General features: G+C 69.1%; 22 protein-coding genes and 1 pseudogene. 12 read left to right on the top strand and 11 right to left on the bottom strand.

Going from position 1 to position 25,860, the window contains the following annotated elements:
- Positions 1–27: 27 nt before the first annotated feature.
- On the bottom strand, positions 28–237 hold the full coding sequence (locus ACS5RC_RS03115; RefSeq protein ID WP_478342344.1) for a hypothetical protein: 210 nt from the start codon (positions 235–237) through the stop codon (positions 28–30).
- A gap of 258 nt (positions 238–495) precedes the next feature.
- Here ACS5RC_RS03115 and ACS5RC_RS03110 point away from each other — a divergent pair, with 258 nt between their 5' ends.
- From ACS5RC_RS03110 to ACS5RC_RS03100, 3 genes are read left to right on the top strand one after another with little or no spacing between them, the layout of a single operon-like run.
- The gene (locus ACS5RC_RS03110) at positions 496–1,305 is read left to right on the top strand and encodes a Crp/Fnr family transcriptional regulator (protein ID WP_478342343.1); all 810 of its coding nucleotides are present in this window, start codon (positions 496–498) and stop codon (positions 1,303–1,305) included.
- Positions 1,302–4,880 carry a PAS domain S-box protein gene (locus ACS5RC_RS03105; RefSeq protein WP_478342342.1) on the top strand — a complete coding sequence of 1,193 codons (3,579 nt, stop codon included), beginning with the start codon at positions 1,302–1,304 and terminating at the stop codon, positions 4,878–4,880. Before ACS5RC_RS03110 ends, ACS5RC_RS03105 begins: the two co-directional genes overlap by 4 nt.
- Before the next feature lie 32 nt (positions 4,881–4,912).
- Positions 4,913–5,308 carry a response regulator gene (locus tag ACS5RC_RS03100; RefSeq protein ID WP_478342341.1) on the top strand — a complete coding sequence of 132 codons (396 nt, stop codon included), beginning with the start codon at positions 4,913–4,915 and terminating at the stop codon, positions 5,306–5,308.
- A 281-nt stretch (positions 5,309–5,589) separates the two neighbouring features.
- On the opposite strand, the gene ACS5RC_RS03095 is transcribed toward ACS5RC_RS03100, so the two are convergent.
- The 3 genes from ACS5RC_RS03095 to ACS5RC_RS03085 form a co-directional block, all read right to left on the bottom strand.
- A complete protein-coding gene (locus ACS5RC_RS03095) occupies positions 5,590–7,995 on the bottom strand; it encodes a hybrid sensor histidine kinase/response regulator (RefSeq protein ID WP_478342340.1) in 2,406 nt (801 codons plus the stop codon).
- A 431-nt stretch (positions 7,996–8,426) separates the two neighbouring features.
- Entirely contained in the window at positions 8,427–9,389 is a 963-nt protein-coding gene (locus ACS5RC_RS03090; RefSeq protein ID WP_478342339.1) for an HWE histidine kinase domain-containing protein, read from the bottom strand.
- 889 nt (positions 9,390–10,278) lie between these two features.
- On the bottom strand, positions 10,279–10,509 hold the full coding sequence (locus ACS5RC_RS03085; RefSeq protein WP_478342338.1) for a hypothetical protein: 231 nt from the start codon (positions 10,507–10,509) through the stop codon (positions 10,279–10,281).
- A gap of 514 nt (positions 10,510–11,023) precedes the next feature.
- Here ACS5RC_RS03085 and ACS5RC_RS03080 point away from each other — a divergent pair.
- Positions 11,024–11,146, top strand: coding sequence for a hypothetical protein (locus tag ACS5RC_RS03080; protein ID WP_478342337.1), 123 nt, complete (start codon positions 11,024–11,026; stop codon positions 11,144–11,146).
- Between the two features lie 202 nt (positions 11,147–11,348).
- Entirely contained in the window at positions 11,349–11,582 is a 234-nt protein-coding gene (locus ACS5RC_RS03075; protein ID WP_478342336.1) for a hypothetical protein, read from the top strand.
- A 10-nt stretch (positions 11,583–11,592) separates the two neighbouring features.
- Here ACS5RC_RS03075 and ACS5RC_RS03070 read toward each other — a convergent pair whose 3' ends face one another.
- Both ACS5RC_RS03070 and ACS5RC_RS03065 read right to left on the bottom strand, forming a co-directional pair.
- Entirely contained in the window at positions 11,593–11,991 is a 399-nt protein-coding gene (locus tag ACS5RC_RS03070; RefSeq protein ID WP_478342335.1) for a response regulator, read from the bottom strand.
- Positions 11,992–12,782: 791 nt separating this feature from the next.
- Positions 12,783–13,349, bottom strand: coding sequence for a TetR/AcrR family transcriptional regulator (locus ACS5RC_RS03065; RefSeq protein ID WP_478342334.1), 567 nt, complete (start codon positions 13,347–13,349; stop codon positions 12,783–12,785).
- A gap of 129 nt (positions 13,350–13,478) precedes the next feature.
- On the opposite strand from ACS5RC_RS03065, the gene ACS5RC_RS03060 reads away from it, so the two are divergent.
- The 3 genes from ACS5RC_RS03060 to ACS5RC_RS03050 all read left to right on the top strand — a co-directional run bounded on the left by ACS5RC_RS03060 (position 13,479) and on the right by ACS5RC_RS03050 (position 16,268).
- The gene (locus ACS5RC_RS03060) at positions 13,479–14,891 is read left to right on the top strand and encodes an amidase (protein WP_478342333.1); all 1,413 of its coding nucleotides are present in this window, start codon (positions 13,479–13,481) and stop codon (positions 14,889–14,891) included.
- A 121-nt stretch (positions 14,892–15,012) separates the two neighbouring features.
- Entirely contained in the window at positions 15,013–15,870 is an 858-nt protein-coding gene (locus tag ACS5RC_RS03055) for an NAD(P)-dependent oxidoreductase (RefSeq protein ID WP_478342332.1), read from the top strand.
- An 83-nt stretch (positions 15,871–15,953) separates the two neighbouring features.
- Entirely contained in the window at positions 15,954–16,268 is a 315-nt protein-coding gene (locus tag ACS5RC_RS03050; protein WP_478342331.1) for an EthD family reductase, read from the top strand.
- A gap of 224 nt (positions 16,269–16,492) precedes the next feature.
- Here ACS5RC_RS03050 and ACS5RC_RS03045 read toward each other — a convergent pair whose 3' ends face one another.
- Positions 16,493–17,377 carry a LysR family transcriptional regulator gene (locus tag ACS5RC_RS03045; RefSeq protein ID WP_478342330.1) on the bottom strand — a complete coding sequence of 295 codons (885 nt, stop codon included), beginning with the start codon at positions 17,375–17,377 and terminating at the stop codon, positions 16,493–16,495.
- Between the two features lie 106 nt (positions 17,378–17,483).
- On the opposite strand from ACS5RC_RS03045, the gene ACS5RC_RS03040 reads away from it, so the two are divergent.
- The 4 genes and pseudogenes from ACS5RC_RS03040 to ACS5RC_RS03025 all read left to right on the top strand — a co-directional run.
- The gene (locus ACS5RC_RS03040) at positions 17,484–18,473 is read left to right on the top strand and encodes a zinc-dependent alcohol dehydrogenase family protein (RefSeq protein ID WP_478342329.1); all 990 of its coding nucleotides are present in this window, start codon (positions 17,484–17,486) and stop codon (positions 18,471–18,473) included.
- 100 nt (positions 18,474–18,573) lie between these two features.
- Complete coding sequence (locus ACS5RC_RS03035; protein WP_478342657.1) at positions 18,574–19,074, top strand: SDR family NAD(P)-dependent oxidoreductase; 501 nt, start codon at positions 18,574–18,576, stop codon at positions 19,072–19,074.
- Between the two features lie 172 nt (positions 19,075–19,246).
- Complete coding sequence (locus tag ACS5RC_RS03030; RefSeq protein ID WP_478342328.1) at positions 19,247–19,939, top strand: ArsR/SmtB family transcription factor; 693 nt, start codon at positions 19,247–19,249, stop codon at positions 19,937–19,939.
- A 62-nt stretch (positions 19,940–20,001) separates the two neighbouring features.
- Positions 20,002–20,166, top strand: a pseudogene (locus tag ACS5RC_RS03025) (MerR family transcriptional regulator); the annotation flags it as partial.
- A gap of 63 nt (positions 20,167–20,229) precedes the next feature.
- On the opposite strand, the gene ACS5RC_RS03020 reads toward ACS5RC_RS03025, so the two are convergent.
- Genes ACS5RC_RS03020 through ACS5RC_RS03005 form a run of 4 tightly spaced genes read right to left on the bottom strand, consistent with a single transcriptional unit; the run spans position 20,230 to position 25,853 of the window.
- The gene (locus tag ACS5RC_RS03020) at positions 20,230–20,706 is read right to left on the bottom strand and encodes a DUF411 domain-containing protein (protein WP_478342327.1); all 477 of its coding nucleotides are present in this window, start codon (positions 20,704–20,706) and stop codon (positions 20,230–20,232) included.
- Between the two features lie 19 nt (positions 20,707–20,725).
- Positions 20,726–23,899, bottom strand: coding sequence for an efflux RND transporter permease subunit (locus ACS5RC_RS03015; RefSeq protein ID WP_478342326.1), 3,174 nt, complete (start codon positions 23,897–23,899; stop codon positions 20,726–20,728).
- On the bottom strand, positions 23,896–25,446 hold the full coding sequence (locus tag ACS5RC_RS03010) for an efflux RND transporter periplasmic adaptor subunit (RefSeq protein ID WP_478342325.1): 1,551 nt from the start codon (positions 25,444–25,446) through the stop codon (positions 23,896–23,898). The genes ACS5RC_RS03015 and ACS5RC_RS03010 overlap by 4 nt, the downstream gene beginning before the upstream one ends.
- Positions 25,443–25,853 (bottom strand): FixH family protein, encoded by a 411-nt coding sequence (locus ACS5RC_RS03005; protein ID WP_478342324.1) that lies wholly within the window; start codon positions 25,851–25,853, stop codon positions 25,443–25,445. The genes ACS5RC_RS03010 and ACS5RC_RS03005 overlap by 4 nt, the downstream gene beginning before the upstream one ends.
- Positions 25,854–25,860: the final 7 nt, after the last annotated feature.

Raw genomic sequence — 25,860 nt, 5'->3', positions numbered from 1 at the left:
GCCTTGCAGCTCCCGTCGACTCCAACCCTAGCGAAGGGTCGGGGATTCACCCGGCTTGAGGTGGGGATCGCCACCGTCGGGACCACCGAGCGAGACGTGATCGTTGAGGCGGCCCAGGTGTTCGAACACATGCTCGAAGGCCTCCGTGACGGCCCGCTCGAAGGAGCCGTCTCCCTTGCCCTGCGCGTCCCTGAGGGCGCTCAGCAGCGCACGGTGCTTCTCGATATCCGTCGACATCGCGTTTCTCCCGGGCAGCCCCGGCATCGGCTGAAAACCCAATTTGCTCGTGCCATGCCGGTTCCCATGACCTCTTCCATGGTACCGCTTTTGGTACGTGAGCCTGCTCGTTCGCGGGCATCATCCGCGCCGTCGGCTCCCTTTAAAAAATGTCGCGACCGGCCCCCCGCTTTGGCGTGAGTTGTCAGGTATCGGACATCTTTGCGCCAGGAAGTCCGCTACTGGACAACCCGACCATCAGCGCTGCGACCATCTCCCGTGAAAATCCGACCCTCGTCCGCCATCGACGGCAACCTGCTGCTCGAAGCCCTTGATGCCGACGATCGCGCACTGCTGGCGCCGCACGCCGAGCGCCGCGAGGTCCGCCGCGGCGACGTGCTGTTCCGGGCCGGCGACGACGTCAGCCACGTCACCTTCCCCGCACGCCACTGCGTCGTCACGCTGGTCGTGCCGCTCATGGACGGGAAGTCAGTCGAGACCGCAACGGTCGGTCGCGAGGGCGCCATGGGTGGCGTCGTCAGCCACGGCTACCTGCCGGCATTCGGGCAGGCGGTCGTCCAGGTCGGCGGCCCGGTCATCCGGATCGACGCCGCGCGCCTGGCCGAGGCCAAGCAGGCGTCGAAGGGCATCCGCGACCTGTTCGTGCGCTACGCCGACTGCCTGCTGGCCCAGGTGCTCCAGTCGGTCGCCTGCAATGCCGCCCACACCATCGAGCGGCGCTGCCTGCGCTGGCTCCTGACCCTGCAGGACCGGATCGGCACCCCCGAACTGCCGGTCACGCACGAACTCCTGGCCGACATGCTCGGCGTGCGCCGCGCCTACTTGACCGAGGTGCTCGGCCGCATGCAGCGCGACGGCCTGATCACCATTGGCCACGGACGCATCACCCTCCCGGACCGGGAGCGGGCCGAGGCCGGCTCGTGCGAGTGCCACGCCGCGGTGCGGCGACACTTCGAGGAGGTGATGGGCGCCGTGTACGCGCCCGGCGGCCGCATCGTCGCCGTCGATGTCGGCGACCCGGAGCGGCTGCGGCCCCCGTCCGCGCTCGTGAAGGACGCGACCCCGTGAACCAGGTCACGCGTCCCACCCGGGTCGAGGAGGACGCGCGGCTCGCCGCGCTCGCCGCGTTCGACATCCTCGACACTCCGCCCGAGCGTGGGTTCGACGACATCGTCAACCTCGCGCGACGCCTCTGCGCCGTGCCCGTCGCGCTGGTCAGCCTGGTCGACCGCGACCGCCAGTGGTTCAAGGCACGCGCAGGCTTCCCGCCCTGCGAGACAGACCTCGACCGCTCGGTGTGCAAGTTCGTGCTGGCCGAACCCGGCGTCCTGCAGATCCCGGACCTGACGCGCGACGCGCGCACCCGCGCCAACCCGTTGGTAACCGGCGAGCCGCGCCTGCGCTTCTACGCCGGCGCGCCCCTTCGCACGCCCGAGGGGCAGGTGCTCGGCAGCCTGTGCGTGATCGACCACGTCCCGCGCCCGGGCGGCCTCTCCCCGGAACAGGTTGTGGACCTTGAGGCGCTCGCCCGGCAGGTCATGGACCAGCTCCTGCTGCGCCGGTCGCTCTCGGATCGCGACCGCGTCGGGCGCCAGGGCGAGGCTGTCGCCGCGACCCTGGCCGGCGTTGCGGCGGCGGGCGGCGACCTCGACGAGAGCTTCCGGGCTGTGCTGGCGGGCGCGATGCGCGCCGTCCCCGCCGCCGAGGCCGGCACGGTCGAGATCCGCGAGGGCAATTTCCTTGTCTACCGCGCAGTCACGGACGGCCTCGCACCGCATCTCGGCCTTCGCGTCCCGCTCCGGGGTAGCCTCGCGGGTGCCTGCTACCGGGAAGGCGTCCCGCTCCTCATCCCCGATGTCCTGGGCGATGACCGGGTCGAGCCTGAACTGGCCGAGCGGCTTCGCCAGCGCTCGTGCATGCTGGTGCCCGTCCGCCGCGGCGGTGTCGTGGTCGGGGTCCTGAAGCTGCAATCCAGCCGCCCGGACGCGTTCGCCGAGGAGGACCTGCAGGTTCTCGGTGTCCTCGCCGGCTCCGTCGCCTCCGGCCTTGCCGAGGCGGGCGAGCGTGCCGCCAACCGAGCGGCAGCCCTGACCGAGTACCGGCGCCGCGCCGTATTCGACAGCGCTCAGGACTACGCCATCATCCTGCTCGACCTCGACGGCAAGGTCACCGACTGGAACGCCGGCGCGACCCGCATCCTCGGGTGGCGCCCCGAGGAGATGTGCGGTCAGACCGCGGACGCGTTCTTCACGCCCGAGGACAGGCGCGACGGTATTCCGGCCATGGAGATGCAGTCGGCCCTGGAGAAGGGTACCGGCATCGACGAGCGCTGGCACCTGCGCCGCGACGGCGAGCGCTTCTGGGCCAACGGCGAGATGATGGTGTTGCGCGACGACGGCGGCGCGGCCATCGGCTTCGTGAAGATCCTACGCGACCGGACGGAGCAGAAGGAGGCCGCCGCCCGCCTGCAGGAAAGCCAGGACCGCTACAGGCTGGCGGCCCGGGCGACCAACGACGCGATATGGGACTGGGACCTGGTTTCCAACCAGGTACTCTGGAACGAGGCCCTCACCGAAGCCTACGGACATAACCCCGAGGCCATGGAGCCGACCGGCGACTGGTGGGTCGCGCAGATCCATCCTGACGACCGCGCGCGCATCGACGCCTCGATCCACGCGGTCATCGACGGCGTCGGCACGACCTGGACGGATGAGTACCGCTTCCGGCGCGCGGATGGCTCGTACGCGCACGTGCTCGACCGCGGCCACGTGCTGCGCGGCGAGGACGGGCGCGCCGTCCGCATGATCGGCGCGATGCTCGACCTGACCGAGCGCAAGCGGGCCGAGGATGCCATACGGGAGAGCGAGCGCCGCCTCGGGCTTGAGCGCGGCTTGCTGGAGGCGATCTTCCGGCAGGCCCCGGTCGGCATTTCCATCGCCGGGACCGAGGCCGGCATGCCGTCGTCGCTGAACGCCAAGGCGGAGGAGATCCTCGGCCATGGGCTCCAGACCGAGGGCGACGCGCGCTACGTCTCCTACGGCGCCCTGCATCCGGACGGTCGCAGGTACGAGCCTGCCGAGTACCCGACCCTGCGCGCCCTGCGGAGGGGCGAGACGGTGCGCGGCGAGGAGATGCGCTACCGCAATTCCGGGACGGGCGAAGTGCGCCTTCTGGAAGTGTCGAGCGGTCCCGTTCGCGATGCCGAGGGCGCGATCCAGGCCGCGGTGACCGTCCTGGTCGACGTCGGCGACCAGCGCCGGGCCGATGCCGAGACGCGCCGCCTCGCCGCCCTGGTCGAGCAGAGCCAGGACTTCATTGGCCTGGCCGCCCCCGACGGGAGCGTCGACTTCGTGAACGAGGCCGGGCGCCGCCTCATCGGCCTGCCCGACCTCGCCGCGGCCCGGGCGATGCCCATCGTGGACTACTTCGTGCCGGAGGAGCGCGCGCGCGTCCTCGACGAGGTGCTGCCGGCGGTCGAGCGGGACAGCTTCTGGGAGGGCGAGCTCAATTTCCGGCACGTGGTCACCGGTGCGGCGGTCCCGGTCCTGTACAACCTCTTCCCCGTGCGCGACGCCAACGGGCGCAAGCTCGGCTACGGCACCGTCACGCGCGACCTCACGGAACAGAAGCGGGCGCGTCAGGCGCTGCAGGCGAGCGAGGCGTCGCTCCGGGCGGTCCTCGACACCGTGCCGGTCGGCATCCTGTTCGCCGAGGCGCCCTCAGGCCGCATCGTCGGCGGCAACCGACGGTTGGAGGAGATCTTCCGCCACCCGGTCCTGCCCTCGCCCGACGCCGAGAGCTACGGCGAGTGGGTTGCCTTCCACGATGACGGGCGGCTGGTCGCCGCCTCCGAGTACCCACTCAGCCGCATCATCCGGGAAGGCATCGAACACGCCGAGCTGCGCTGCGAGTACCAACGCGGTGACGGCAGCCGCGTCTGGATCGAGATCGTCGGTGTGCCGATGCGCGATGAGATCGGGAAGATGGTCGGCGCGGTCGTGGCGGTCGCGGACATCGACGTCCGCCGCCGGGCCGAGGAACGGCAGGAGCTGCTCAACCAAGAGCTCTCGCACCGCATGAAGAACCTGCTGGCGATGGTGCAGGCCATCGCTGCCTCGACCCTGCGTGGCGCCACCGACATGGAGGCTGCGCGAGAAGTCCTCGGCAGCCGGCTGGTCGCGCTCGGTAAGGCGCACGACGTGCTGCTCGGGGGGGCCGCGGAGAGCGCCTCCCTGGCGGCGGTGGTCCGGGAGGGCGTCGGCGTGCAGGAATCGGCCGGTCGGCGCGTCGCGTTCGAGGGACCGGACGTCGAGATCGGCGGCAAGGCCGCGCTGTCCCTAGCCCTGACCCTGCACGAATTGACCACGAACGCGGTCAAGTACGGCTCGCTGTCGGTGCCCGACGGTGCGGTGGCGGTGACGGCCTCGCTGGTCGGGCCGGAAGACGCGCCGCGCCTGCGCATCGTCTGGACCGAGCGCGGCGGCCCTCCGGTCGTACCGCCATCGCGAAAGGGGTTCGGGTCACGGCTGATCGAGCGCGGGCTGACGGCGCAGGTCAACGCCAACCTGTCCCTCGAATACCGTCCGGAGGGGGTCGTGTGTTCCGTCGAGGCGGCGCTGGCGGACTTCCAGGCGGTCGTTTGACCGTGCGGCGCAACGAAGGGTCGGACAGGCCGTTGCCGCTTGCCATGACCGATGCCCCGAACGCGAAGACCGCCCTGGTGGTCGAGGACGAGATGCTTTTCCGGCTGGAGGTCCGCGAGCTTCTCGAAGCGGAAGGCTACGCCGTGTTCGAGGCCGGCAACGCCGCACAGGCGCTCGAACGGCTGGACGGCGCGGTCACCCTGATGGTCACCGACGTGCGCATGCCGGGTGCGATGGACGGCCTGATGCTCGTTCACGAGGTCACTCGTCGCCGGCCGGACATGGCCGTCGTCGTCGTGTCGGCGCAGGTGACGCCGCGCCCCGGGGACTTGCCCGACCACGTCCCCTTTGTCGGACGGCCATTCCTGGAGAGCCGCATCCGCGAGGCCATAGGCCAGGCCGTCGCCGCGGCATGCTCGTCAGGATGATGAGGGTGGGACCGCCAACCCCGGTCGGGCCGTGACCCTGATCACGTCCTGGGAGTTGGTCAATGGATGCGCAGGTCCTCCGGGACGAGGACGCGAAGGTGGCCCGGCGGTACGATCCAACAGGTTCGGACGCCGCGGCGATTTCTGGGTAGGCCCGGCGGAGTTTGCGTCAGCCCCGGCGGTCAGGTCCCACCTTTGATCGGGGGACGTCACCTGGGGCATCTTCCTCTAGGGGTGCCGACATCAAGGCCGTCATCGGACAGCCTTCAGACAGTAGCCGCTCAGCGGCGAAGAGCCCGCGCGTCCTGGATGGCGCGGCGGAGAACGCGCGACAGGTCGGCGACCGAGTAGGGCTTTCGCAGAAGGTCGAACCCGTGCGTACCCTCGGCCGCCAGCACGTCGCTGTAGCCTGAGGTCAGCACCACCGGGATGTCCGGTCGGCGCTTCCGGATCTCGCCTGCCAGCTCGACGCCGTTCATGCCCGGCATCATCACGTCGGAGAACACCACTTCGAAGCGGAAGGGCACGCGCTCGATCTCGGCCAGCGCCTTCGTCGCGTCCGTCGCCCACACCGTGCTGTAGCCGAGCTCGCTCAGGGCCTGCTGGGCGAAGGCGCCGACATCGAGGTTGTCCTCCACGACGAGGACGCAGGTGCCGTGTCCCTCGGCCAGCGGTTCCGGCTCGGGCGCCGCATTGCGGATCGGCACGGCGGCCACGCGCGGAAGGTAGAGGGTGAAGGTCGTCCCGGCACCCAGCCGGCTCTCGACCGTGATCTCGCCGCCGGACTGCTTCGCGAAGCCGAACACCTGGCTGAGGCCGAGGCCGGTGCCCTGGCCGACGATCTTCGTCGTGAAGAACGGCTCGAAGATGCGCTCCAGGTTCGCCGGCGCGATGCCCGCCCCGGTGTCGGTGATCGAGACGGCGATGAAGTCGCCGCGCTGGGCCGGGTGCGCCCGGACCGCGGGGATGAGGGTGGCGCGGCGCAGCCCAATCCTGAGGCTGCCCTCGCCGTCCATCGCGTCCCGGGCGTTCACGACCAGGTTCACCAGCGCGGTGTCGAACTGGCTCGGGTCGGCGTTGACGTGGAGATCCTGCGTGTCCGGGTCGGGCAGGTCGAGTTCGACGTGGATGCGGGAGCCGGTGAGCGTGCCGACCATGTCGGCGAGCGCCGCCACGGCGCGGTTCACCGCGAAGGTCTCGGGCCTGAGCGCCTGCCGGCGGGCGAAGGCGAGGAGCTGGCCGGTTAGCTTGGCCGCCCTGTCGACCGTCTCGGAGATGGCGCCGACGTAGCGCTGCCGGCGCTCCTCGGCGAGGTCCGGGCGTTTCAGCAGGTCGGTCGAGGACTTGATGACCGTGAGCAGGTTGTTGAAATCGTGGGCCACGCCCCCGGTCAGCTGGCCGACGGCCTCCAGCTTCTGCGACTGGCGCAGCTGGTCCTCCAGGGCCCGGCGCTCGGTGATGTCCCGGCCAGCGGCGTAGAAGTGGTCGCCGCGCGGAATGGCGTTCCAGGACATCCAGCGGAAGCCGCCGTCCCTCGTCCGCACGCGCACGTCGACGTCCTGCAGGTGTTGGCCGCCGCTGACCCGCTCGAACGCCGCCTCGGCCGCCGGTAGGTCATCGGGATGCACGAGGGCGTCGAAGCGGGCGCCCACGACCTCGTCGGCGTCCCACCCCAGCAATTCGGTCCACGCGGCATTCGCCTTGCGGAAGACGCCGTCGAGGCCGCAGACGACGAAGAGGTCGCGGCTGGCCCGCCAAACCATGTCGCGCTCGTCGGCCCGCTCCTGGGCGGTGGCCTCCAGATGGTTCTCCAGGCGGCGGCGGTCGGTGATGTCGTTGAACAGGATGGCGACCCGGTGCTGCTCGGGCTCGCCCACCCGCAGGGCGTGCACGTCGAACCAGCGGCCCATCGCGACCGCGCCGCTCTCGAACCGCAACGGTACTCCCGTGCGGGCGACCGCGCCGTACGTATCGAACCACGAGCGTTCGAGATCGGGCACGAGCTCGCTCACCCAGCGCCCAACGGCGTCGTGCAGGCCCGTCTGCGTCGCGAAGGCCGGGTTCACCTCGATGAAGCGGTAGTCGACAGCCCGACCGTCCGCGTCGAAGCGCATCTCGACCACGCAGAACCCGCTGTCGACGGCGTCGAACAGCGCCCGATACCGGGCCTCGCTCTCGGCCAGGATGCCCTCGGTGGTCCGGAAGCGAGTGATGTCGAGCTGGCTCGCGAAGAAGTACCGGAGTTGCCCCTCTGGATCGAAGACCGGGCTGACGTAGAGCTCGTTGCGGAAGGGCGTGCCGTCGCGGTGGTAGTTCAGGATCTCGACGACGACGTCCCGCCGGGCCGCGATGGCGTCCCGGACCTTGGCGACATCGGCGGGGTCGGTGCCCGGGCCCTGCAGGAATCGGCAATTCCGCCCGATCAGCTCAGCGGCGTCGTAGCCGCACAGGTTCTGGAAGGAACGGTTGGCGAAGACGATGGGATTGTCCGGCAGGTTGGGGTCGGTGATGATCTGCGGCATGCGGGTCTTCTCCGCCGCCGTGAACAGCAGGTCGGCCGAGGCCGCGGACGTGCGCTGCCCCTGGCCCGGCCGGCGCAGGCCGTCGCCCAGTTGGGCCTCAAGCCTCGCCACGCGGTCTTCGAGCTCGCGCTCGCGCCGCCGCAGCCTCTCGTTCTCTGCGTCCATGGGCCCCCTCTGGCCGCGTTGAGTACCTTTGGCACCGGTGTCGGACAACGGTCAGGGGCGGGCGGCGCGGCGACGCGGCGCAGGCCGACGCACGCGTTTCGGCGTCGCCCAGTTCCGGCTGGAGGCCATCGCTTGGGACATTCGGGAACGTCGCGCGTTGTGTTTCGCTCCCATCCACGGGAGCAGGAAGTTGGGGGGACTCCATGCAATCCGATACGCCGCGGCCAGGGGATGACCCGCTTCCGCCCATCGGCGACCCACCGCCGGATCCGGCTCCGCCCGAGGGAGACCCGCCGACCGAGCCACCGGCACCGCAACCGCCCGGGCCGATCAACGCGTCCTAAGCTAAGCTGCCGTATTACCAAGTCCGGTTGCGACGGCTTGATACGGCGTTCGCAGCCTCGGCATGAGACCGCTCTCCACCCGACGGCTCAGTTCCGCACGAGCGGGATGCGAACGTTGATCCGCAGGCCATCGGGGTCTGAGGCGACATCGACTTCCGCGGCCGTCTGCGCCGCCAAGATCTTGTTCAGCAGCCGCATGCCGAACCCCTCGCGGGTCGGAAGAGTCGGCGGCGGTCCGTCGTGCTCGTTCCATACCCAGGCCAGGGCAGGTCCGGTGGGCCCGTCCTCGACGCTCCATGTCACCGCGACCCGGCCACCCGGGTGGCCCAGCGCGCCGTGACGGAGTGCGTTGGTCGTCAGTTCGTGGAGGGCCATGCTTACGGGCACCGCCAGTTCCGAGGGTAGCATGAGGTTCGGACCCTCAAGCGAGATGCGGCCGCCTTCGCGATAGGGGTCGAGCTCGGCCCGCAGCAGCCCCTCGAACGACGCCACCTGCGCCTGGTCCTCAGTGATCAGCGCGTGCGTCCGGGCGAGTGACATGATCCGCCCCGTGAAGGCACGGGTGAACTCGGGCATCGTCACCGACGAGCGTATGGTCGCGTTGAGGACTGCCTGCACGGTGGCCAGGGTGTTCTTCACCCGGTGGTGCAGCTCGCGCACCATGAGGGCCTGCCGGTCCTCGAAAGACCGGCGCTCAGTCACGTCGCGCTGCGCGGAGACCCAGTGCGTGATCCGGCCATCCCCGGCGCGTACCGGGGTGATCAACCACTCTACGCGGTAGGTCGAGCCGTCCGCTCGATAGTTGAGCGCCTCACCCTGGAACGCCTCTCCGGCCGTCAGGGAGGCACGGGTCCGGTCGAGCGCCGCGCGGTCGGTGCCCGGCCCCTGCAGGAACCGAGGGCTCCGACCGACCGCGTCCTTCGCCGCGTAGCCGGTGAGGCGAGTGAAGGCCGGGTTGGCGTAGACGATGGTGGGGCCGGGCTCGTCGAGGTCGGCGGTGGTGATGAGGATGGCCTCGCCGCTCGCCTCGACGGCCGCTTGGAGCAACATCGGGTCGGCAGGACCTGGGACAAACTGGTCTGGACGCGACACCCGAACTCTCTCTCGACCCGTTTTCCGCCGACTTGCCACGCTTCCGGGTCGACGGCGTGCTCAGGATATCAGCCTAAGTTACAACCCCGCGCGTCTCGCCCGGTTTCGGCCAGCCACGCAAGCCGCCGACGTGCCGCAGGCGGACCCACCTGCAACCGCTGGGAGCGGACCGGCCGCAAAAGGCCTGGACGGCGACCGCAACGACGGGCACCCGATCCTGCCGGGAGGGCCAGGCGGGTGCGACACCCCCGCACCCTGCCACGGTACGCGATTGCGTGGTGGGACGGGCATGGCCTACGTCTCCGCTGCAACCAGAGCCCGCGGATCCTATCTCGGCGGGTGGGATGCCACCTTCCGCCCTTGTCGGTCGCCCGGTTTGTTCACGTTCCCGCCCATCATCTCCGCAATGCCCCGCCCGGCGGCGCCCTCGACCAGGGGCGGGGCACGTCCGTGAGCGAGCCAGAGGTCGAGCGGCTCTGCAGGCGCGAACGGGAGTTGGAGGCCGAGGTGGCGCGCCTTCGCGGCGCAGGCCCCTCGCCGATGACGGGGCATTAGCCGCGCCGACGGAGCCGCCGTCGCCCTGGCCGATGACCTGCGCGGCCTCGGCGCGGCTGGGGCCTCCCTGTTCCGCTCTCGGCCCGGGTCGCGTTCCGCGTGCAGGCTCCGACGTGCTGCGTCCGCAACCGACGGAGAACTTCATCCATCCGCTAGGCCAGAAAGGAACGCGTTCACGGCGTCTCATCGCACATGGCATTCCCCGGAAGCTCCACGACCGGGACCCTTATGGCGCAGAGCGCCAGAGCGGCGTCCGACCCCGGGGCCGGTACGCCGCGTTTCAGGTGCCCGCTTACATGCGGTGCATCATGCGCTTCTTCATCATGTGACGGCGCATCATCTTCCGGTGCATCATGCGCTTCCTCATCATCATCCGGTCGCCGTGCATCATGCGGACCTGGGTGACGCCTGCCGGGCCGGCCTGAAGGCCATTAGGGCCCATCGGGGCGGCCGAGGCGGCGCCAGCTCCGAGCGCGAGGCTGCCGAGCACCGTGGCGGCGAGAGCGATGGTGGTGGTCTTCATCCGTTGTCTCCTGTACGGGGAAGGAATCCCCTTTCGCACAGGGAGGCAAGACGACAAACGCGCTGCAAGTTCCTGATTATACAAATAAAATAGCTCTGGTCGATGGTCGTTGGGCGCGGGTCTTCAGGCGCCGAAGCCGGGCCCCGCGCCACGCCCAGGCCGGGCGTATGCCGGCCTGTACGAAGGCTCGCCCAGGAAGGTTTCAGCCAGGACCGGGAAAGTCGCGTCCGTCCTCATGCCTCTGGCCGTTCGCCGCGCCTACCAAGCGATGACGTTGCCGCGCGCCCCCGAGACCTTGCCCGGCATGCGCGAGATTTGCTTGGCCAAGTGCGGCTCGTGCAAGAAGTCGAACCCGTGCGAGGCGTCCTGGCCGCAGACGCGGCCGTGACTGAGGTCACGACCACCGGCAAGCGTCGGCGAAGCTCCTCCGCGAGCACGACCCCGCCCATTCCAGGAATGTCCACGTCGGAGTACCCGCCTGATCACCGGCGGCGTCAGCGGGGAGCTCGGCGGCTTGGTTCGGCTTAAGTTCGCCGCTGGCGGCTTGCGCTGCACGCTCAGCGTGTTCCTCGACGTGCAGGACCGTTTCACCTCGTTCCGGGAGGTGGCGGGCAGCCATCTATCCGGCGCGGCATGACGGCGTACGCGGCGATCTCTACGTCGGTTGCACCCTTGGCCTAACGGGCTCGGGTGGCCGCGCGCCCTAGAGTCGTGTTTGGCCTGAGGTTCCCCGGCCAAGGTTCGGGCATCTGGCCGCACGCGGTGCCGCTGCGTTCCCTGGCCTGGATGCCTATCTGCCGCCAGCCGCTAAGCGGCTCAGCTCAACCTCTGCGTGAAGATTGACTGATCAATCGGACGACCAGATCACTTGGCTCGTGCGGACCCTGGCCGAGGACACCGACGCCCAGGATGCGGCCGTTGGGCTGATGGTGGAGCGGCTGAGGCGCATGGAGGACGAGGCCCGGCTCGACGGTGCTGACAGGCAGACCCTGCAGCGGATCATGTCCGGACGCCGCGTCCTGGGTGATGGGGCGAACCTCGGTCCAATCGGGCCGTCCAACCCGGCCGCGTAGACGCCGCGGCTCAGGCCGCGTTCCGCTGTGGCTCCTGCAGGGCCGCGTGGGCCTGCACTAGGATGTCGAGTGGCAACCAAGGCCAGCGGGTGTAGACCGTCTCCCCCGGTACCAGCTTCCGGCACGACTTGGGCGTATCCGTGCTCACCACCACGCGTATGCCCGGGCGGATCCTGCCGGCCGCCTTCGCGAGCTGATGCCAGTCGACCTCGCCCTGCAGCGTCGCGGTGGTCAGCAGCATAACGACGTCGCCGCCGCAGCGCTGCAGCACCTCGACCGCTGCTTCCCCGCTGGCGCAGGTGATCACGTCGAGGTCCGTCTCGCCCAGAAGCGTCTCGGCCTCGGCCATCATGGCCTGGTCTTCGTCGACCACGAGTACCAGCGGGGCGGCGTGGGTGATCTTCCGCATCAGTTCTCCTCGGATTGTTCCACGTGATCGACACGCTCGGCGAGCCGAGCGATCAATCGGCTCCAGTCCTCCGGCAGATTGTCGTCCACCAAGGTCGAATAGGCATCCTCTAACCCGTGGCCGAGCCCGTGAAGGCAAGGATCTTGGGTCGCCGAGTAAATATCAGGGTGCCGCAAATCACATTGGCGCATGGGTTCCCGTCCCGAGGCGGCGCTTGTCCCGCCAGCCCCGTGCTCACTTTAACGTGTGATAGATTGTCCCAACCAATGAACCCACGCGCGGTTGGTTTCAGCTTGGCCGTAACAGGACCGACGATTGCCGATGCCATCAGGCCTGCGGCGCAGAGAAGAACGTGTGAGGTCGATTGGCCGTGGGCCGACTTACCGAGACCGAGCGGCCGCCTGCCCGGAATTCGACGAACTCTGCCTGCGTTTGACGGTCTGGCCCATCGTCATGCCTCGCGATGGTAGCGCTCTGAGTAGACCTTCTTCAGCGCGGCGAACTGGCCCTGCATCTCTAGGATCCTGACCCTGTGACAGGTAGCGACCGTCAGCATGATGTCGGCGGCGGCCCCGTCGGGCGTCTCCGCCGCAGTCCGAACCAGTTGGATAAGCGGCCGGCCCGCAGCTGCCTCGCCGATCTGAGAGCCGCATCGAAGAACAATACGCACCGACTAGCCTACGTCTAGCCGAGCGCTTGAGGTGTAGCCCCCCGGCACCAAGAACGAGGGGAGCACCATGTCCCGGCTGGCTCACGTTGAAATTGAACCGAACCGGTCGAAAAATCGGATCTCAACTGCTCGTCGGGAGAAGGCCGCTTGCACGGTAGCCAGCGATGATGTCGTCGTACACGGCGACATCCGCACATGATCGAGCGACGACCTGTGCGCCACCAACGGCTGCGAAGATGGCCCGCGCCCGCTGCTCGACCGCAGGAGCCTCCATGCTTGGATTGGCTGCACCCAGGACCTTCGCCAACCAAGTGACCTGAACGTCGGCGAAGGTGCGAACCTCCGCCTGAACCGGCTCCGGAAGGTCGTCATGTTCTGCGGCCATGAAGCCGCAAAGGCACATCCTGTTGTCGTTCTCCAATGCTCTCCGGAACAGTGCCGGATACCGTGCGAGGCAGGCGGTCGGATCCTGGGTCTCCACCCAGAGCCGTTCAAGCCGGCCCTTAGAGTCTTCCCAGTAGCGCTTGGCGACCGCCGCGCCGAGGTCGGCCTTGCTGGGGAAGTAATAATGGATGCTCGCGCTCTTTATCCCGACCTCCGCCGCAATGTCGCGGAAGTTCAAGCCTACGTAGCCGTGGGCCTGCGCGGTCGCGCGCGCAGCAGCCAGGATTGCCTCTCGCCTGTCCATCGTTACCGTCAAATCCAGCTGACCAAGTGATAGATAGGGGTTGACGACGCATTTGAGTACGCCATTCTATCTATCAAGTGGCAGATAGATCCAATTGCGGTCGACGGACCGCTCTCGTTGGAAGTCGGCATGGATGCTCATGACCTCATCAGCGCGGATGCCACAGCGTTGGCTGCCCTCGTGCGGTCGCGCCGGGTCTCTCCCGTGGAAGTGGTCGACGCGCACCTGGCTCGCATCGCGGCGGTCAACCCCCGCCTGAACGCCGTCGTCACCCTGGCCGCCGAACAGGCTCTCGCCGCCGCAAAGGCTGCAGAGATCGCGGTCATGGCCGGCGCCGAGCTCGGGCCGCTCCATGGCGTCCCGTTCACCGTCAAGGACTCCCTCGATACCGCCGACGTACCGACGCAGCTTGGCTCGCACGTGTTCGCGGGTCGGGTCCCGCAAACGGACGCAACCAGCGTCGCACGGCTCAGGAGCGCCGGGGCCATCCTTCTGGCGAAGACAAATCTTCCGGAGTTCGCCTTCTGGACCGAGACCGACAACTCGCTGACCGGACGCACCAATAATCCGTGGGACCTCACGCGTACCCCCGGCGGGTCGAGCGGAGGCGAGTCAGCTGCCATCGCCGCCGGTATGTCGCCGGTCGGCATCGGTAGCGACGTGGCGATCTCAGTGCGGGGGCCATCCGCCCACACCGGCATCATCGCCCTCAAGCCGACCCACGGACGCATCCCCGTCACCGGACACTGGCCGCAGGTGCCTCGCCGCTTCTGGCATATCGGCCCGATGGCACGGAGCGTTCGCGACGTCGCGCTCGCCTACGGGATCATGGCCGGCCCTGACGGCGTGGACGGCTACGCAATGCACCCGCAGGGCTTCGACCTGGGGATCGGCGCCGATAACGGCAGGCAGATCCGGATCGGTTGGCTCACGGAACCCGGCTTCGGGCCGGTCGCATCTGACGTCGCCACGACGGTGGAGGCTGCCGCTCGTAGCCTGCGAGAGCTGGGATGCGCTGTCGAGCCGGTACGTATCCCGACGCTGGAGGCGAGCGACGGCGTCGCGCTCTCCGGAGTGTTGTTCGGCGCCGAGGTCAAGCCGGAGTTCAGGCGCGTCACGGAGAGTTGGCTTGGACCGCTCTTCAGGACCAGCGAAGCCGTCCTCGGCAGATCGGATGTCGCCTCGGCCGAGTACGTGAAGGCCCACCAGGCGGTGGAACGGTTGAAGGATGCCTTCGTCGCGTATTTCAACTGCTACGACGTTCTCCTCTGCCCGGTCACGCCGGTCCCCGCGACGCAGCATGGACTGCCCGAGCTGGTCATTGGAGGTAAGAACCTACCGGCGCGACATATCGTGAGCGCCACGGTACCCTTCAACCTAACCGGCCTTCCGGCGATGACCTTGCGCTTCGGTACGAGTGCGGAAGGATTGCCAGTCGGCGTGCAGCTCGTCTCCAGTTGGTTCGCGGAGTCCACGATCCTGCGTCTTGCGGCGCAGCTTGAGAGCGTGAGCGAGTTCAGGGACGTGCGCGCATCCCTGTGAGGCCTCGGCAGCGCGGGGATGCGTGTGACTGACGCGGCACGGACTACCTCGCGTCCGAGCGGTCGCAAGACCTGGGCGGGACCTGTCGCTCACGGGTGCAATACACGGCGGGAGCACGCACATGGACATCGGCTTCATAGGGCTCGGCGCGATGGGCCGCGCGATGGCGCGGAACTTGGCGGCAGGCGGCCATGCGGTGAAGGCCTGGAACAGATCGGGCGGCACGGTCGAAGGCGTCGACATGGTGGCTTCCCCGGCTGAGGCATTTCAGGCGGATGCGGTCATGACGATGCTCTCCGACGACGAGGCCATCCGCAGCGTCGTCCTGGACCAAGGCCTGCTTCGCACAGCTAGCCGCCGACCGGTGCATGTGGTCTGCTCGACCATATCCGTCGCGTTCGCCCGGGAGCTCGTCGCGGCGCACACGGCGGTCGGGCTCGGCTACGTGTCAGCACCGGTGCTCGGCCGCCCGGACGTGGCCGCGAAGGGCGAACTGAACGTATTGGCCGGGGGCGCACCGGAGGCGGTCGACAGGGCCCGTCCAATCCTGGAGGTCATCGGCGGCCGGATCTGGGACATGGGGCCTGAGGCGCCGACCGCCAACGCCGCCAAGATCGCCTGCAACATGATGATCACCATGGCCATCGAGGCCATGGCGGAGGCTGTCGTGCTCACCGAGGCGAACGGCCTCGCCCGAGATCATTTCTTCGAGCTGATCCTCGGTACCCTGTTCGGAAGCCGTTCCTACCAAGTGTACTCGGCGAACATCGCAGCCGGCACCTACGAGCCGGGCTTCAAGGCAAGCCTCGGCCTCAAGGACCTGCGCCTTGCGACAGAGGCGGCCGAAAAGGCCGGCCGGAGCCTGCCGATGCTTGAGGCTGTTCATCGGCGCATGACGGAGACGGTCCAGGGCGGTTTCGCGGAGCGGGATTGGTCCGCGATGGCCGAGTTCACGATCAACGGCGTCCGTCAGAGTTGAGGGGTTTGCTCGGTCTGAAGCCGGCACGACGAGCAGACTCCTGCCTGAAAGCCCGTGCCTGATCCGATGAATGAGAGCCGTCGATGACGCGGATGATCGTGGTATGTGCAGGTGACGCTCGCACGCGCTTTGATCGCGAATACTACGCCACCAAGCACCTCGCTCTGGCGATGGAGTGCTGGGGTCGATATGGCCTCGAAGCGGCCGACGCGTTCTTTCCTGCCGACGAGGGTGACGGCTGGCTTTCGATAGGCGTCTATCGGTTCCGGGAGCCTGGTGACGTCGATGCGGCGCTGGCCGCACCAGAGACAGAACGCGTGATGGCGGACGTGAAGAACTTCACGGATGCGACGGTCGTGCTGCGCAGCATGTTCTGCCCGATCCCGTCGCTGGGATGAGCTGCCTCATCTCCTTGGCTCGGCCTCAGTGATGATGCCGCGCATGGTGGCGCGCGAGGTGTCGATCCCGTCACGTTCGACTACGGTGCCATTCCATCCCTTGCAGGATGCCAACGATACGTCCCCGGCCGCGCATGCCCCGCCCGCAGCGAGCATGAACGCCGCTCCGGCAGCGAAACCGAACTGGCGCACGTCCAACTCCATAATGGCTGGCGCGGTTCGCGTCAGACCTTCAGCCGGTCGATCAGGGCCCTGAGGCCACCGGACAGGTGCCGTCGGCTCGGATAGTAGAGGAACAGGTCGTCCATCACTGGGCACCAGCGTTCGAGGCTTCGACGCAGCGTGCCGGCTTCGAGATGGGGCCTTGCGCGATCCTCCCAGACATAGGCCAGTCCGGCGCCTTTCAGTGCCGCCTCGACCATCAGTTCCTGGTGGTCGAGCGTCAGCGGCCCATCGACCTCGACCTCAATGGCCTCGCCGTCCCGTTCGAACCGCCAGTTGAAGATCCTGCCGCTGGGAAAGCTATAGCGGATGCCGACATGATCCCTGAGATCCCGCGGATGTTCCGGCGCCGGATGCCGGTCCAGGTAGTCGGGTGAGCCGATCACGGCGAAGCGCTGCGTTGGCCCAATCCGCACCGCCACCATGTCCCGCGACAGCACCTCGCCGAACCGGATGCCGGCGTCGAAGCCCTCCTCGACGATGTCGATCAGGCGGTCGGTCGCCACGACGTCGAGGCGCAGGCCCGGGTTCTCCGCGACGAGGGACGCCAGAACGTCCCGCAGCAAGAAGGGTGCGAGCGACGTCGGTAGGTTGATCCGAACCGTCCCGAACGGCGTCGCCCGGAACGTGTTCAGGCCTTCCTGAGCCTTCTCGATCTGCTCGAAGGCCGGCGCGAGGTCGGCGAGGAAGCGCTCCCCCGCGTCGGTGAGCGCGACGCTTCGGGTGGTTCGCTGCAGCAGCCTGACACCTATGCGCTCCTCCAGGCTTCGGATCGCGTGGCTGACAGCGGACGAGGCGACGCCGCGCTCGGTCGCGGCCTTGCGGAAGCTGCGATGCCGGGCGACCGCCAGGAAGGTCGCTAACTCGCCGAGCTCGCTGCCTCGCATTGCTCTGTTCCGCTCACCACCGCGCGCAGGATTTAGCGCGTTATCGGAACAGTCAGGTGTCGCTACGTTCGGGGCATCCGCAATTGCCCACAGCGAAGGAAGTCCAATGCCCCGCGTCGTTCGCTTCCATCAGATTGGCGGCCCCGAGGTCCTCAAGGTCGAGGACGTCGCGGTGCCCGCGCCGAAGGCCGGAGAGGTCCAGATCCGGGTCAAGGCCATGGGCCTGAACCGGGCCGAGGTCATGTTCCGGACCGGCCAGTACGTGACCCAGCCGCGCTTCCCGGCCATTCTCGGCTACGAGGCGGCGGGCAAGGTGGAAGCGGTCGGGCCGGACGTCACCGGCTTCGCCGTCGGTGACGCGGTGAGCGTCGTGCCCTGCTTCATGCTCGGCGAGTACGGCTTGCACGGCGAGCTCGTGAACGCGCCGGCCTTCGGGGTGGTGAAGCACCCGGAGAACTTGTCCTGGGAGGAAGCCGCCGCCACCTGGATGATGTTCACCACCGCCTACGGCGCGCTTGTGGACATCGCGAACGTCCAGGCCGGCCAGACGGTGCTCATCCGCGCCGCCTCCAGCAGCGTGGGCCTCGCCGCCATCCAGGTTACGAAGGCGCTCGGCGCGGTGCCGGTCGCCCTGACGCGCCGAAGCAACAAGCGTGACGAGCTCCTCAAGCATGGGGCGGCCCACGTCATCGCCACCGAGGAGCAGGACCTCGTAGCCGAGGTCAGCCGCCTCACGGATGGCAAAGGTGCTCAGGTCGCCTTCGACCCGGTCGGCGGCCCTGACGTCGCCAAGATCCTGGACGCGCTGGGCTACCTCGGCATCTTCTTCCAGTACGGCGCGCTCGATACGGCCCCGCTCGCGGTTCCGGTGATGCCGTTGCTGGGCAAGAACCTGACCGTGCGCGGCTACCAGCTGTTCGAGATTACCAAGGACCCGGCGCGCCTGGAGAAGGCGAAGGCCTACATCGTGAAGGGGCTCGCCTCGGGCGCCCTGAAGCCGGTCATCGCGAGGACGTTCAAGCTCGACGAGATCGTCGAGGCGCATCGCTTCATGGAGAGCAACGAGCAGGTCGGGAAGATCGTCGTCAACGCCTGAGTGGCAGCCGCGTGGCGAGCGCGCTGACCGGCGCGCCGCGCCAAGTTTTGGCAACGGCAGGAGTCCACCATGGACCTAGGACTGTAACGGCAAGACGGCGCTGTTCACCGGCGCGAGCCAGGGGCTCGGGCGCGCCATCGTCAAGGCTCTGGCTGCGGAGGGCGTCCGGGTGTTTACCACCGCCCGGAACTCTGCGCTTCTTTCCAGCCTCGCGAGCGAGATCCAGCATGATCGGGGAACCGCGCCTGTCTCCTTCGAGCAGGACTTCGTGGCGGAGGACGGCCCGCAGCGCATCGCAAAAGCGGCCCTGGAGGCGTTCGGGCACGTCGACATCCTCGTGAACAACGCCGGCGGGAGCCGTCCGATGTCCATCGATGCGCCGGAGGACCAGTGGACCGAGGGCATGACGCTCAACTTCGACCGTCACCGGCAGCTTACGCAGGCGCTCCTGCCCAACTTCCTCGCCCGGAAATCCGGCGCCATCCTGAGCATCTCCGGCACCTTGGAGCCGGAGGTCGTCAATGCGGCGGCGGTGGCCAAGGCGGGCTTGGTCGTCTGGTCCAAGGGCTTATCGGAGCAGCTCGGCCAACACGGTAGATGACCTCGTCGTGCGAGCGACAAGGTCGCCGTCGGCGTGACCCTGGCGAGTTCGCGGCACGACGCCAGCGGCCCGATCCGAAGCGCCCAATCAGACCGGACGGAGTTCCTCGACCTCGGCCGCGACCGAAGCGTTCGGTCGTGATCGGCGAACGTCAGAGGCCTATGGTCATGCGATGACGACCGCCGCCAGCCTGTCCGGAACCGCCGCCCTGATCGGGGATCCCGCACGAGCCAATATCCTCACGGCCCTGCTCGATGGCCGGGCCCTGACGGCCACGGAACTCGCCTACACGGCAGGCGTCACGGCGCAGACCGCGAGCGGCCACCTCGGGAAGCTGGTCAAGGGGCGCCTGCTGGGCGTCGCCGTCCAAGGCCGCCACCGATACTTCCGGCTCGCCTCGCCCGAGGTCGCCCGGATGCTGGAGACCATCCTGGTGGTGGCGGCCGCGGGACCGGGGGCGGCCAAGCCACGCGCGACACCTCGGGTCAGTCCGGAGTTGCGGGCGGCCCGAACCTGCTACGACCACCTTGCCGGACGTCTCGGTGTCGCCATCGCCGACGCGCTCGTGTCGCGCGGCCTGATCGTCTTAGGCGAAGAGGCCGGCGAGGCGACCGAGGCCGGCCGCGCGTGGCTCGCGCAGTTCGGGGTGTCGGTCGAGCCCGCCGCTCGGAGCAAGCGTATGTTCTGCCGTCCGTGTCTGGACTGGAGCGAGCGGCGCCCGCACCTCGCCGGTCGCCTCGGGGCTGCGCTGTGCCGCCGCTGCGAGGAGCTCGGCTGGATTGATCGGGCCAGGGACGGACGGGCCGTCACCGTGACCGAAATAGGCCGGAGCGGGTTCGCGGACGCGTTCGGGTATTACGGGTGAGCGCTGGCAGCCTCGGCGGGCATCGCCGCCGACCGGTGCGGCCCTGGTGACCGGGCGTCAGGGCCCGCAAGCATCTCGCCGACATCGACGACCGGATCGCGCGGCTCACGGGTCTGAGGCAGGAGGTCCAGGCCATGGTCGAGCAATGCTCGGGCGGACACGTCCGTGAATGCCGCATCATCGAGGTGCTGGCCGACCATGGCGAGTGCGTGCACGAGCAGCACTGACGGCAGCCGTCTTGTCCGCCGCCGGACCGCCGGCGATGCCTGGATGCAGAACCCGTTGTGGGCTCAGGTCGGCTCCCCGCCCCGGTAGCGCGCGAACGTAGACCGGCCTTCGGGGCCGAACAGCACGACCTCGTAGGTGTCCGGCTCCATGCCTTCGACCTCCATGCCGGGTGACCCGACCGGCATGCCCGGCACCGCCAGCCCGGTGCCCTGCGGCTTCTCCGCCAGCAGGCGCCTGATCGCGCCGGCCGGGACATGGCCCTCGACGACGTAGCCGCCGACCTGCGCCGTGTGGCAGGAAGCGAGGTCCCGCGGCACGCCGAGGCGCGCCTTCACAGGGTTCACTGGGCCCTCGGTCACCGTGACCGTGAAGCCGGCTTCGCGCAGGTGGGTGACCCACTTCTCGCAGCAGCCGCAGTTGGGGTCCTTGGTCACCGCGACCGCCGGCAGGCCCTCCGCCAAGGCGCCCCGTTCGAGCGCCAGCCCCGCCACCAACCCCGCCAGCACCGCACGTCGTGACGGCATCGCATCTCTCCTCATCGTCGTCTCCCGTTCGCACTCACTCGGCAGCTTCGGGCAGCCGCACGTCCTCTTCAGCCGCCTGGGGCGCGACGGCATGGGCCGGCGGCAGGCCCCATCCCTTCACCAGCGCGTAGACCGCCGGGATCACGACCAGGGTGAGGACCGTCGAGGAGACCATGCCGCCGATCATGGGCACGGCGATGCGCTGCATGACCTCGGAGCCCGAGCCGGTGCTCCAGAGGATGGGCAGGAGTCCGGCCATGATGGCGACCACCGTCATCATTTTCGGGCGTACCCGCTCGACCGCGCCGACCATGATGGCCCGCCGCAGGTCCGCGCGCGTGAGCGCACGGCCGTCGCGGTCGCACCCAGCCCGGACCTCGTCGAGGGCATGGTCGAGGTAGACCAGCATGATCACACCGGTCTCCGCGGCGACGCCGGCGAGCGCGATGAAGCCGACCGCCACCGCCACCGACAGGTTGAACCCGAGCCACCAGAGCAGCCAGACCCCGCCGACCAGGGCGAAGGGCAGCGACAGCATGACGATGAGCGTCTCGGTCAGGCGCCGGAAGTTCAGGTAGAGGAGCAGGAACACGATCAGCAGCGTCAGCGGCACCACGACCGCCAAGCGCGCCTCGGCCCGCTCCAGGTACTCGTACTGCCCGCTCCACTGCAGGGTCGTGCCTTGCGGCAGCTTGACCTCGTCGGCCACGGCCTGGCGCGCCTCGGCCACGTAGCCGCCGAGGTCGCGGCCCGCGATGTCCACGAAGATGTAGACCGCGAGCTGCCCGTTCTCAGTGCGGATCGAGGTCGGGCCTCGGGTCAACTCGACTTTGGCGACCTCCCGCAGGGGCACCGTGCCGCCGGCCGGCAACGGCACCTGCACCTCGTCGGCGATGGCCCGCGGGTCCGAGCGGAAGGCGCGCGGGTAGCGCACGTTCACCGTGTAGCGCTCGCGACCCTCAACCGTGTTCGTCACGGCCTGGCCTCCCAGCGCCGTGGCGATCACGTCCTGCACGTCGCCGACCATCAGGCCGTAGCGGCCCAGCGCCTCCCGGTCGGGGGTGATGTCGAGGAAGTAGCCGCCGATGACCCGCTCGGCATAGGCGCTCGACGTGCCGGGCACGTTCCGGACCACCGCCTCGACCTGCCGGGCGACGCCCTCCATCTGCTTCAGGTCGGTGCCCAGCACCTTGATGCCGACCGGCGTCCGGATGCCGGTCGAGAGCATGTCGATGCGGGCGCGGATCGGCTGCGTCCAGGCGTTGGACACGCCCGGGAACTGCAGGGCCCCATCCATCTCCGCCTTGAGGCTCGCCAGCGTCACGCCCGGGCGCCACTCCGCCTTCGGCTTCAGGGCGATGACCGTCTCGAACATCTCCATCGGCGCCGGGTCGGTTGCGGTGTTGGCTCGCCCTGCCTTGCCGTAGACCGACGCGACCTCCGGGAACGACTTGATGATGCGGTCCTGGGTGGCGAGGAGCTCCCCGGCCTTGGTGACCGAGATCCCCGGCAGGGTCGTCGGCATGTAGAGCAGGCTGCCCTCGTCGAGCTCCGGCATGAACTCGGAGCCGAGCTGCCGGGCCGGCCACGCGGTCGCCGCCAGCACGCCCACGGCGAAAAGGATGGTGATCACCCGGGCCCGCAGCACGCCGGCGATGAGCGGGCGGTACAGCCAGATGAGGAGCCGGTTCAGCGGGTTGCGGTGCTCGGGCACGATGCGCCCGCGCACAAACAGCACCATCAGGGCCGGCACCAGGGTCACCGACAGGAGCGCGGCCGCCGCCATGGCGAAGGTCTTGGTGTAGGCGAGCGGCCCGAACAGCCGGCCCTCCTGGCTCTCCAGGGTGAAGATCGGCAGGAAACTCACCGTGATGACGAGGAGCGAGAAGAACAGCGAGGGCCCGACCTCGGACGCCGCCTCGACCAGGACCTCGACCCGCGGCTTCCCAGGGGGAGCCCGCTCCAGGTGCTTGTGGGCGTTCTCGATCATGACGATCGCGGCGTCGATCATGGCGCCGACCGCGATGGCGATGCCGCCGAGCGACATGATGTTGGCGCCGATCCCGAGCGCCTTCATGCCGGCGAACGCCATCAGGATGCCGACCGGCAGCATCAGGATCGCCACCAGCGCGCTGCGCACGTGGAGGAGGAAGACGATGCAGACCAGGGAGACGACGACGCTCTCCTCGACCAACGTCCCCCGCAGGGTTTCGATGGCCGCGTCGATGAGATGCGAGCGGTCGTAGACCGGCAGGATCTCGGTGCCGGCCGGCAGGCTTTTCGCGACCTCGGCGAGCTTCGCCTTCACGCCCTCGATGACGTTCAGGGCGTTGGCGCCGAAGCGCTGCAGGACGATGCCGCCGGCGACCTCGCCATCGCCGTTCATCTCGGTGATGCCGCGCCGCTCGTCCGGCCCGAGCTCGACCCGGGCGACGTCACGAACCCGCAGCGGCGTGCCGCCCGCGGTCTTCAGGACGACGTTCTCGATGTCGGCGACGCTGCGGATGTACCCGCGGCCGCGGACCATGAACTCGAACTCGGAGAGCTCGACCGTGCGGCCGCCGACGTCGGCGTTGCTTGCCCGGATCGCGTCCCTGAGCTTGTTGAGGCTGATGCCCTGCGCGCGCAGGCGGTTCGGGTCGACGACCACGTTGTACTGCTTCACGAACCCGCCGACGCCCGCGACCTCGGCGACCCCCTCGGCCCGTGAGGCCCCGAACCGGACGACCCAGTCCTGCAGGGAGCGGAGTTCGGCGAGCGTCCGCTCCTTCGCGACCACCACGTACTGGTAGACCCAGCCCACGCCCGTCGCGTCGGGACCCAGCGTCGGCGTCACCCCCGCCGGCAGCCGGCTCGCCGCGCCGTTGAGGTATTCCAGCACGCGCGAGCGGCCCCAGTAGGGGTCGGTGCCGTCCTCGAAGATCACGTAGACGAACGATACGCCGAAGAATGAGAAGCCGCGCACCACCTTCGCCTTCGGCACCGTCAACATGGCGGTGGTCAGCGGGTAGGTGACCTGGTCCTCGACGACCTGGGGCGCCTGGCCCGGATACTCGGTGTAGACGATGGCCTGCACGTCCGAGAGGTCGGGGATGGCGTCGAGCGGCAGCGTGCGCAGCGCTAGGACGCCGGTCGCGACCGCGAACACGGTCCCGATCAGCACCAGGACGAGATTGCGGGCCGACCAGCCGATGAGGCGCGCGATCATGGCGTCGCCCCCGTGCCTGCCGCCTGCCGGTCGTCCTTCGGGGCTGTCAGGGACTGCAGCGCCGCCTTCAGGTTGCTCTCGGCGTCGATCAGGAAGTTCGCCGCCGTGACCACCCGGTCACCGGCCGAGACGCCCTCGCGGATCTCCGTGTAGCCCCGGCCGCGTAGGCCGACCTTGACCGCCTTCGGCTCGAAGCGCCCCTCGCCGTGATCGAGCAGCACGACCTGGCGCTCGCCTGTGTCGATGACGGCGTCGTCGGGCACCGCCACCACCGGCTTGGCGTCGCCGGTCGCGATCTCGACGTCGGCGTACATCGACGGGCGCAGCGCTCCGTCGGGGTTCGGCAATTCGATGCGCAGCCGGGCGGTCCGGGTCTCCGCCATCAGGTGCGGGTAGATCCGCGTCACGGTCCCGGAGAAGGTCCGGTCGGGAAAGGCCCGGACCCGCACCGTCGCCTTCTGCCCCTCCGCCACCCCGGCGAGGTCGCGCTCCGGTACGTCGGCCAGCACCCAGACGCGGGTGTGGTCGACGATCCGGAACAGGACGTCGCCGGACTTGGCCTTCATCCCGTCCGAGACGTTGCGCTCGACCACGACCCCGTCCCGCGGCGCTGACCAAGTGATGGAAGGCGGCACCTTATGGGTGCGCTCGATCTCGTCGATCACCTCCGGCGGGATGGCGAGGTTCTCCAGGCGCCGCCGGCCGCCCTCGTAGCCGATGGAGGTCAGGTACTGGGCCGCGACCGCGTTGATCTCGGGCGCGAACAGGCGCAGCAGCGGCTGGCCCTTGTGGACGTGGTCGCCCGTGGTGACCGGCTCGACCTTCTCGATGTAGGCGTCGGTGCGCATGGCGATGACGGAGATGCGGCGTTCGTCCTCCTCGACGCTGCCCGGCGCCCGCACCGGCAGCGACAGCACCCGGCGCTCCGCCACCTCGGTCCGCACGCCGGTGCGCTGGACCTTGCCCGGCGAGACCGTCACAACGCCGGCCTCGTCCTCGCCCGCGTAGACGGGGATGTAGTCCATCCCCATCGAGTCCTTCTTGGGCGTCGGCGAAGTGTCCGGTAGCCCCATCGGGTTGCGGTAGTACAGGACGCGCCGGTCGCCGCCTGCGGTCTTGGCCCCGTCGCCGTGCGTCATGCCATGCTTGGGCATGTCGTGGCCGGCCATGTCGGTGGAGACGGCCTCGCCCTCGCCGGGGTCGTCGAAGCGGACATCCTCGCTCGCCCGGACGGCCCGGAATTCGTGCCCGTCCTCGGTGACCATCGGCGACGCTGAGTAGACCGGCTTCCCGTCCGGGTCTTGGTAGTAAACCACCGGCCCGGATGACGGCGCGGTCGTGGGGGCGGGAGCCCTGGGGCCGGGCTTCGAGGCCGTCATCCAGTGCGCGAACGCCGTCCATGCGCGCTCGGCGAGCGCGGGGCCGAACTCGGAACGGGCGCGTTCCACGAGCGCTGGCACGGGGACGTCCCCGTGCCCCGCCCCGTAGCCGACGGCCCCCGCCGCGAGCGCGGCGAAGGCCCCGGCCGCCCAGGCGGCGCGGCTCATTTGACGGCCTGGAAGACCAGCTTGTCCTCGACCGTGCCGGTCTCGCCCTGGACCTTGGCCCCGAGCGACAGGCGCCAGCCGCCGGCCATCGTGAGCTTGGCCTTGAAGCGGTAGACGCCCGGCTCGGTCGAGGGGACCTGCTCGATCCTAGTGACCATCTCCTCCATGCTGTCGGGCGCCATGTCGAGGCGCTTGGCGAAGATCACGGCGTCGGGGACCGGCTTGCCGCTGCGCTTGTCGACGAGGCGCACGGCCACGACGGCCTCGCCGACCTTCGCCTCCTGCTGCATGAGTTCGAAGCGGTAGTCTTTGATGTCCGCCAGGGCGGGAACGGTCATCGCCGACGCCGACAGGACGGCGGCGAGCAGCGCGGCCGGCACGGCGCGCGCGAAGGGGTTCTTGGTCACGGGTGAT

The organism is Methylobacterium sp. HJ2 (assembly GCF_056431005.1).
Note: the sequence above shows the minus strand (reverse complement) of the source record. Positions and strands in the feature narration are given on the sequence as shown.